The organism is Mesorhizobium sp. M0830 (assembly GCF_040319965.1).
Classification (GTDB): domain Bacteria; phylum Pseudomonadota; class Alphaproteobacteria; order Rhizobiales; family Rhizobiaceae; genus Mesorhizobium.
In genome coordinates this window covers 22,635-30,492 of sequence record NZ_JAMYOR010000072.1, presented here as the reverse complement: position 1 = coordinate 30,492, position 7,858 = coordinate 22,635, and the positions used below count along the sequence as shown (strand labels likewise).

The following is a 7,858-nucleotide window of genomic DNA, read 5'->3' as shown; positions in this document are numbered from 1 at the left end:
GGTCAATCCGAGCCGACCAAGAGACCGATCCTCCCTCAATCAGATGGCCTTCATATATGAATAACTTTCCCCGGACAGTCCTGCGCAAGGAGGGAGATTGGCAGTTTGGGCGCCGGCTTTCCCTTACAACGTTGGCGATTGGCGAAAGCCGGCGCGACATCCGATCTCCCTCCTTGCGGGGGAGATGCCCGGCAGGGCAGAGGGGGGTGTTCAAGCGCCAACCTACCCATCCCCAACTTTCGCCGCATCGACCACGCCTGCAATTTCAGGCAAGCTCACAGGCGATAGCGCCGCAAGGGGAGATGCGGCGCCTCGGGAGGAGGACTGCCATGGGCCGAACAACACCGGCGCTGCAGGGGCACGGGTGGCTCTGGATCGGTCGAGCACCAGAATCTTGACGGCGCGGGCACGCCAGTCTCTTGTTCCAGCATATTCGGCCGACAAGGGAGGTGCCACCATCCTGATCGGTCCGTAAGCCATCCCTTCAATGCGCCACGCCATCCGAAGCGTGGAGCAGCCTCCAGGTCAAACCAACGCGACCATGGAACTGTGAAACAAAATGTTCGGCGGCCATAGTCTCGAGGCCGTCATCGACGAGCGCCTCGATGCTTCGCCGCATCAAGACAAGCTGCATCTGCCTGGCGTGTTCCAGGTCTGCCTCTCGCATGATTGCCGTGACGTGGTAGGCGACAACGGGCTGGCCGAGGCAAGATAGTAGCGCGTTGGCCTCGGCTGTCACCGCCATCACTGCGTCTTCGATCTTCATTCTGGCGCTCCTCATCAAAAATGATGCTGGCGCCTCCCCGCAAGGCGACGGTGGTCCGTCGCTTCTTTTTTGAGTACCCCGCGCGGCCGAAAGCGGCACGCCGCGCTGATAGTTGCAGTCTTTCCAGGTCCCTCGAGCAGCCTCGTTCGACCAAAAACAGTATCCGCCAAATTTGATTCAAAGGCGACCGGATAGTTAATCGATGGTTAATGGGCCGATTGCATCCCCGATGGACCAGGATGTTTGGCTTCGACGGTCGCTGCCGCGCAATTGCCGCAAAGCTGCTCGATGGCTCGCAGCCTGTGGATCGCCTATGGGGGGGTTATGTCATGCGGCTGGTCTGGACCATCATCTTTGCGCTCGCAACCGGCACGGTTCTCGCGGCCTCGCCGGAGGACGACTATATCGCCGCACGTGACAAGGCGATTTCCACCATCGCGGCGATGGCAAGCGCGAACGAATCCGTGGAAACGCTCGATGCCGCCGGAACGAAGGCGTTGGCCGATCTCGAAGGGCGTCTGTCCACCATCCTCGGCCCCTTGGCGGTTGCCGATTTCCCGGCAAACGGCACGATCAATCTCGGAAGCCTGAGCGATGCCGATATCGGATTCGGCATGCTCGATGGTTTGCGATACGCCAAAAGCGATGACGGCCCGAGCCTCGTGGCAACGACGCGGGGGCTGCTCGAGCGCTGGCTCCAGTCCAGGGCGGCCGAGTTGGACGAAAGCTTCAGACTGCCCGCCAGCATCGATGCGGCGCTGAAGCTCGATGCTTTCTACACCCAGGCGATCAACAGCGACGCTGCGTTCACGGGGACTCTCGACTTGTCCCTGAAGAAGCCAGAAGGCGCAGACATCGCCTTCGCGCGGCTCGGCGGCTGGGCGCAGGACATAGGACCGAACCCCGACCAGCAGGTCATCGTCACGCTCGTCAAGGGCAATAGCGTCATGATCGCCTCGGCGCCCGCGGCAGCGCCTATACCCAAGATCGCGGCCTGCGACGCCGTGTGGACGTCGGCGGACGCCGCCGCCCAGAAATTCCAGGAGGCTTACCAGGCCTCGGACCTCAAGGACGAAACGGCGTATGATGCCGCCAATGTCGCCTGGGAAAAAGGGGACGCCGACTATCGCGCCTGCCTGGGCGAGCACCTGCCGAGCGATCCGGTCTTCCCCGCACTTCTCGCCCAGGCACAGGAGCTTGCCGATCACATGGCCGGCAAGTAGGCCACTTCCCGGCGCGTCAGCGCCGAGCCTCCTCAGCCCTGCCGCTGTTGGCCCTTTGCGCCCGCCATCGCCACATACGCGCTCTCGATCGTCTCGAAAGTCAGCTCCGGATAGAGCGCCCCGGCTTCAGGCGTGGCCGTCTCGAGCGCGGTCTCGCCGCGTATCCAGAACGCCCGCAGCAAGCCGAGGCCGGGAGCTACCGCGATCATCGCCTCCAGTTCGTCGGCGCTCTGCTGCAAGATGCGCGGCGACCGTCCACTCACGCGGCGCCACAGATCGATCATCTCGTTCTGGGTGATCTTGTTCTGGGCGATCCGGATTTCGCTGCGGATGGCACCGGGGTCGTTCAACGCGCGCAAGGTGACGGCGGCAATGTCCTTCTCGCTGACGAATGTCGCCGGCACATTGCCGTTGCCGTAAAGCGTCAGCTCTTCGGGAGGCAGGGGCGACGAGCCGAAGCGAGTGAGGTCGCCCAGCGTCGCCACCCGGTTGAAAAGAAGCCGTTGGTGTAGATAACCGTATAGGGCAGATCCGCTTCTTTGATTGCCGAAAAGACGTCTCGCTTGATGTCCAGTGGCGGGATCGAACCCGGTGCGGCGGCGGCAAAATCGAGGCCGAAGCCGGCGGAAGGCACATAGCGGGAGATGCCGGCTTCCCGGAGCGCGCGCACCAGCGTTATCTCGCTGGCCGAGCTGACATGCACCGAGGAGATGACGCGATCCACCTTGCCGGCGGCCCGGACAAGGCTGCCGTGGTCGTCGAGGTCGCCGACATGGACCGTGGCGCCGAGGTCGCGGAGCGGGCGCAGCCGCTCTTCATTGCGCGCCGTCGAAGGCCGGACCAGGACATGAAGGCGATCGCCATTGCGCGCACTGGCCTTCGCCATCTCGCTGCCGAGAAGCCCCGTCGCGCCGATGATCAGGGTGCTGGTCATATCGCCCTCCCATTGCGCAGGATGGAACCGTCCCAGTCGCGCTCGAACCCAATGTCATACAGGCGATGGTCCGAGAGGCGCGCAACGCGGCGCAGCGCGCGGCGGCGTTCGACCGCCACTGAGGTTCTCAGTGCAAGACCGCTTATCGCGGCGCTGATGGATTGGAAGGTGGGATTCATTGTCCGTCTCCTGTGTTTGCTGGGCTCAAGCGTGCCGACCCCATTCGAGGGGCGAGCATGACGATTGCTCACACTGTTTCTGATCGTTCAGCGCAGTGGCGAGATGGAAAACCCGACCTGAATGCGCTGCTACGTCAATAGATTGGACATTTCTGGACTGGACGACAAACGACTCTTTTTGCATGATTTGTGAGTAACACTCACAGGTGAATCATGCCGCGCAGACTGCCGCCCCTTACCGCTTTGCCCGCTTTCGAGGCTGCTGCCAGGCATTTGAGTTTTTCGAAGGCGGCGGGCGAGCTCAACGTTACCCATGGCGCCGTCAGCCGCGCTATCCGCAACATCGAGGACAGGCTGGGTATCCAGCTTTTCGATCGCGGGACGCGGTCCGTGCGCCTGACCCCGGTGGGCGCCGCCTATGCGTCGGAAGTCAGGAAGGCGCTGGACCAGATCGCTGCCGCCACCATCGCCGCCACGCCCGACCGCACCACGGGCATCCTGAACGTCAGCACATCGGACCGTTTTGCGGGCCGCTGGCTGGTGCCGAGGCTGCGTCGCTTCCACCGCGCCAATGCCGACATCGACGTGCGGCTCTCCACGTCTGGCTTGCTTTCCGATTTCGTCAGCGACGGCATCGACATCGCCATCCGCTATGGCAAGGGCGGCTATACCGGAGTGACCGAAGAATTCCTCGCCGATGAAGAGGTCTTCCCGGTCTGCAGTCCGGAACTGCTGCAGGGTGAACATCCGCTGCGCCTGCCGGCGGATCTCATGTATCATAAACTGATCCATGACGCCTTTCGCATCGACTGGGCGACATGGCTCGAACACGCAGGCGTCGGCGATGTCGACCCCAAGCGTGGCGTGCGCTTCGATTCCGCCACCTTCGCCGTCGAGGCCGCGGTGCACGGTGAAGGCGTGCTGCTCGGCCGAAGCGCCCTGGTCTCGGCCGATCTGGCGGCGGGGCGGCTGGTCCGACCCTTCGACCTGGCGCTGAAATCCGCCTCGCGCTACTACGTCGTCTACCGCGATGGCGCGCTGCGCCAGAAGAAGATCAGAGCGTTTCGCGACTGGCTGTTCGCCGAAGTGGCGGCCGACTGGATTGGGATAACCAAGAGCGATTGAGGCAGAAGGCTTGCGCCTGCGAGACCCAAGCAGCGCCGCGCCGACCCCCACCCCGCTGCTTCGCAGCGACCCTCCCCACAAGGGGGAGGGTGAGGAAGCGCGTATACGCCAGTGGGTCAGCGCCTTAGACGATGCGGAAAAGCTGGGCTCCCCACCTCCCCCTTGTGTGGAGGTCGGACCGAAGGTCCGGGTGGGGGTGCTGGCGCAGATCTTGAAGAACCTGGTTCCTCGTCCCTGTTTTGCGAGAATTGAAGCCGTCGCTTGCCCCCGCGCTACTCCTTGGCGCGATAGGCGTCCGGCACGACGAACACTTCGTCGGCCCGGCCATAGCCGCCGTCGGCGACCTCCTCCACCAGCACCATCGTGTAGGGGCGAACGCCCTCGCCGAAAATGTCGACGAACATCTGGGTGGTTCGATGGACGAGGTCTTCCTTCTGCGCCTTGGAAAGGGCCGCTTGCGGCATCTTGAAGTTGGCGAATGGCATGATCGTTTTCCTTGGTCTTTCGAGGGTGGATTCAAGCTGTGGATAGAGCCAAGCCGGCTGATTGCCGCCTCAGACCACGCCGCCATTGGCGCGGATGATTTGCCCGTTGACCCAGCCGCTGTCCGGCCCGGCCAGGAACGAGACCAGCCCGGCAATGTCGTCGGGCTGGCCAAGCCGGCCGAGCGGGATCATCTTGCCGATGGCCTCTATCTGCGCCTTGCTCTTGCCGTCCGTGAACAGGGCGGTTTCGATCGGTCCGGGCGCCACCGCGTTGACCGTGACACGACGCGCGCCAAGTTCCTTGGCCAGGATGTGGGTCATTGCCTCGACGCCCGCCTTGGTGGCGGCGTAGACGCCGTAGCCCGGCTGGTAGAGGCCGACGACGCTGCTTGAGAAATTGACGATTCGGCCGCCGTCGCGAAGCCGGCGCGCGCCTTCCCGCATGCCGCGAAACACGCCGCCGAGATTGATCGCGATCTGCGTGTCGAACGAAGCATCGTCGGTCTGCGCGATCGGCGACGTCTTCATGATGCCGGCATTGTTGACGAGGATGTCGATGCCGCCGAACGCCTTCTCGCCGGCGTCGAACAGCGCCGCGATGCCGTTCGGATCGGCGATATCGGCCTGTACGGCGATCGCCTTGCCGCCGCCAGCCTTGATGGTGCGGACAAGCTCTTCAGCCTCCGCGCGGCCCCGTGAATAGTTGATGACGACGGCGATGCCGTCGCGGGCGAGCCGCTGTGCGATCGCGGCACCGATGCCCTTGGAGCCGCCCGTCACGATCGCCGTTCTGGGTTGATCAGATGCCATGGAAGTGTCTCCGCGTTGTTGGTGACACAGACATAGGCCACGCCAACTTCTGGATAATCGCCCGCCTATTGACATCACTATTCGGAAACTGCGAACAAAAGCCATGGATCGGCTGGACACGATGCGGCTCTTCATTCGCGTTCTGGAGCGGCGCAGCTTCACCGCTGCCGCGGCCGATCTCGGCCTGCCGCGTTCAACCGCGACGGAAGCGATCAGGCGGCTGGAAGAGCATCTCGGCGCACGCCTGCTGGAGCGAACGACGCGGCAGGTGAACGCCACGCAGGATGGCGAAGCCTATTACCGGCGCTGCCTGTCGATCCTGGCCGAGATCGAGGATGCCGAGGCCGCCTTCCGCAATGCCGAGCCCTACGGGCTGCTGCGCATCGACGCCAGCACGCTGCTCACCCGCACATTCCTGTTGCCGCGCCTGCCGGAGTTCCTTGCCCGCTATGTCAGGATCGACCTGCAGATCGGCCAGAGCGACCGGCTGGTCGATCTCGTGCGCGAGGGGGTGGATTGCGTGATCCGCGTCGGCGAGCCGCCCGACAGCGGCATGATCATGCGGCGCCTGGCTGTCATACGCGAGATCACCTGCGCCAGTCCCGCCTATCTCGAACGCCACGGCACGCCCGCCTCCCCCAATGCGCTCGACGGTCACCAGGCGGTGGGCTTCGTCTCGTCGCGCACAGGAGAGACCCTTCCTTTCGAATTCACGGTCGGCGGCAAGACCCTTGAGGTTCGGCTGCCGGGCCGCGTGGCGGCCAACAATTCGGACACCGCCGCCGATCTGGCTCGGCTTGGCCTCGGCCTCATCCAGGCGCCGCGCTATCGCTTCGAGAAGGATCTCGCCGACGGAACGCTCGTCGAGGTGTTGGCCGACTACCCGCCTTCGCCGACGCCGCTGTCGGCGCTTTACCCGCAGAACAGGCAACTCTCGCCACGCCTTCGCGTCTTCCTCGACTGGGCCTCGCGCATCTTCGCCGAGGCGGATCTGTAGGGGTAAGATCAAAGGGTTGGCGTTGCCGAGCGTCTTCTCATTCCCTGAAGGCGCGGCTGATCTGGTCCTGCAGCGGCTTGACGAGGTAGGAGATCACGGTCCGGTCTGCAGTCTTGATGAAGGATTCGACCGGCATGCCGGGGACGAGCTTGACCTCGCCGAGCCGCGCGACTTCGGAGCTCGTGGTCGCAATGCGAACGGTGTAGTAGCTGATGCCGCTGCGCTGGTCGGTGGTCGTATCCGGCGAGGTCCGTTCGACCGTGCCGTTAATTTGCGGCGTGGTGCGCTGGTTGAAGGCCGAGAAGCGCAGCGCCGCCGGCTGGCCGACCCAGAGCTGGTCGATGTCGCTCGGCGCTATCTTGGCCTCGACGGTCAGGCTGTCGCTGTCGGGCACGATCTGCATGATCGTCTGCCCAGGGGTAATGACGCCGCCGATCGTATGGGCGATGGACTGCTGCACGACGCCGTCCTGCGGCGCGCGGATGTCGATGCGCCTGAGCTGGTCCTCGGCGGCGATCTTGCGCTCCGTCAGTTCGCCGACCTTGCCGTCGATCTCGCGCAAATCCTTGTTGACGTCGGTGCTGAGCTCGAGATCGATCTGGATGATCTGCAGGTTGATCTCAGCGATCTTGCCCTGGGCTTGCGCCAGGGCGGCCGTCAATTGGCCGCGCTCGCCGTCGAGCCGCGCCGACTCGCGCTCCATGGCGGTCAGGCGATCGATCGAAATCAGCCGCCTTTTCCACAGCGCGCGTATGCTGGCCAGTTCCTCCTCGACGAGCGCGATTTCTTGCGACTTGGCATCCGCCTGGGCGGTGTCCCCGCCAATCTCCTTCTGCAATTGGAGGACCCGCTCCTGCAGCTGGCTCTTCTGACCGGAACGGGCCGCCCGCCGCGTCTCGAAGACCTGTTCCTCGCCGGCCATGATCTCGGCGATTACCGGATCATTGCCGCGATTGAGAAGATCCTGCGGAAAGGCGATGGCGTCGGCGCCCTTGCGTTCGGCTTCGAGGCGCGCCTCGCGCGCCGACAACTGATCAAGCGCCTTGGTGACAACGGCGAGATTGGCCGCCGGCATGGTGGGATCGAGGCGCACAAGCAGCGCGCCGCGCTTGACGCGGTCGCCGTCATGCGCGGCGATCTCGCCAACGATGCCGCCTGTCGAATGCTGCACGTCCTTGATGTGGGAATCGACGACGAGAGTCCCTGACGCGATGACCGCTCCCGAAATCCGCGTCAGCGAAGCCCACCCGCCGACGCCGCCGACCAGCAGCGCGACCGCGATGAGGCCAAAACGCATGTAGCGCCGAATGGAGTGCTGGGAGGGGCTGAGCATCGTTCC

The 7,858-nt window shown here is 64.2% G+C and carries 10 protein-coding genes; 3 read left to right on the top strand and 7 right to left on the bottom strand.

Annotation, left to right across the window (positions count from 1 at the left end; translation table 11 throughout):
* Nucleotides 1–484 precede the first annotated feature (484 nt).
* Nucleotides 485–766, bottom strand: a complete 282-nt coding sequence (locus NKI20_RS29240) for a hypothetical protein (protein ID WP_352602158.1) — start codon at nucleotides 764–766, stop codon at nucleotides 485–487.
* Nucleotides 767–1,095: 329 nt separating this feature from the next.
* On the opposite strand from NKI20_RS29240, the gene NKI20_RS29235 reads away from it, so the two are divergent.
* Nucleotides 1,096–1,989 (top strand): hypothetical protein, encoded by an 894-nt coding sequence (locus NKI20_RS29235; RefSeq protein WP_352837024.1) that lies wholly within the window; start codon nucleotides 1,096–1,098, stop codon nucleotides 1,987–1,989.
* Between the two features lie 32 nt (nucleotides 1,990–2,021).
* On the opposite strand, the gene NKI20_RS29230 is transcribed toward NKI20_RS29235, so the two are convergent.
* The 3 genes from NKI20_RS29230 to NKI20_RS29220 are packed head-to-tail and all read right to left on the bottom strand — an operon-like array spanning nucleotide 2,022 to nucleotide 3,102.
* The gene (locus NKI20_RS29230) at nucleotides 2,022–2,393 is read right to left on the bottom strand and encodes an NmrA family NAD(P)-binding protein (protein WP_352837022.1); all 372 of its coding nucleotides are present in this window, start codon (nucleotides 2,391–2,393) and stop codon (nucleotides 2,022–2,024) included.
* Between the two features lie 20 nt (nucleotides 2,394–2,413).
* Complete coding sequence (locus NKI20_RS29225; protein ID WP_352837019.1) at nucleotides 2,414–2,923, bottom strand: NmrA family NAD(P)-binding protein; 510 nt, start codon at nucleotides 2,921–2,923, stop codon at nucleotides 2,414–2,416.
* Nucleotides 2,920–3,102, bottom strand: coding sequence for a YjiS-like domain-containing protein (locus NKI20_RS29220; RefSeq protein WP_352837016.1), 183 nt, complete (start codon nucleotides 3,100–3,102; stop codon nucleotides 2,920–2,922). The genes NKI20_RS29225 and NKI20_RS29220 overlap by 4 nt, the downstream gene beginning before the upstream one ends.
* A gap of 213 nt (nucleotides 3,103–3,315) precedes the next feature.
* Between NKI20_RS29220 and gcvA the strand changes: the two genes are divergently transcribed.
* On the top strand, nucleotides 3,316–4,227 hold the full coding sequence (gcvA, locus tag NKI20_RS29215; protein ID WP_352837013.1) for a transcriptional regulator GcvA: 912 nt from the start codon (nucleotides 3,316–3,318) through the stop codon (nucleotides 4,225–4,227).
* A gap of 272 nt (nucleotides 4,228–4,499) precedes the next feature.
* Here the strand turns inward: gcvA and NKI20_RS29210 are convergent, their stop codons facing one another.
* A complete protein-coding gene (locus NKI20_RS29210; RefSeq protein WP_023760113.1) occupies nucleotides 4,500–4,712 on the bottom strand; it encodes a tautomerase family protein in 213 nt (70 codons plus the stop codon).
* 69 nt (nucleotides 4,713–4,781) lie between these two features.
* Nucleotides 4,782–5,522, bottom strand: a complete 741-nt coding sequence (locus tag NKI20_RS29205) for an SDR family oxidoreductase (protein WP_352837009.1) — start codon at nucleotides 5,520–5,522, stop codon at nucleotides 4,782–4,784.
* Between the two features lie 103 nt (nucleotides 5,523–5,625).
* On the opposite strand from NKI20_RS29205, the gene NKI20_RS29200 reads away from it, so the two are divergent.
* Nucleotides 5,626–6,519: a LysR family transcriptional regulator gene (locus NKI20_RS29200; RefSeq protein ID WP_352837006.1), complete on the top strand. Its 894-nt coding sequence runs from the start codon at nucleotides 5,626–5,628 to the stop codon at nucleotides 6,517–6,519.
* Nucleotides 6,520–6,556: 37 nt separating this feature from the next.
* Here the strand turns inward: NKI20_RS29200 and NKI20_RS29195 are convergent, their stop codons facing one another.
* Nucleotides 6,557–7,852, bottom strand: coding sequence for an HlyD family type I secretion periplasmic adaptor subunit (locus NKI20_RS29195; protein ID WP_352837003.1), 1,296 nt, complete (start codon nucleotides 7,850–7,852; stop codon nucleotides 6,557–6,559).
* Nucleotides 7,853–7,858 lie beyond the last annotated feature (6 nt).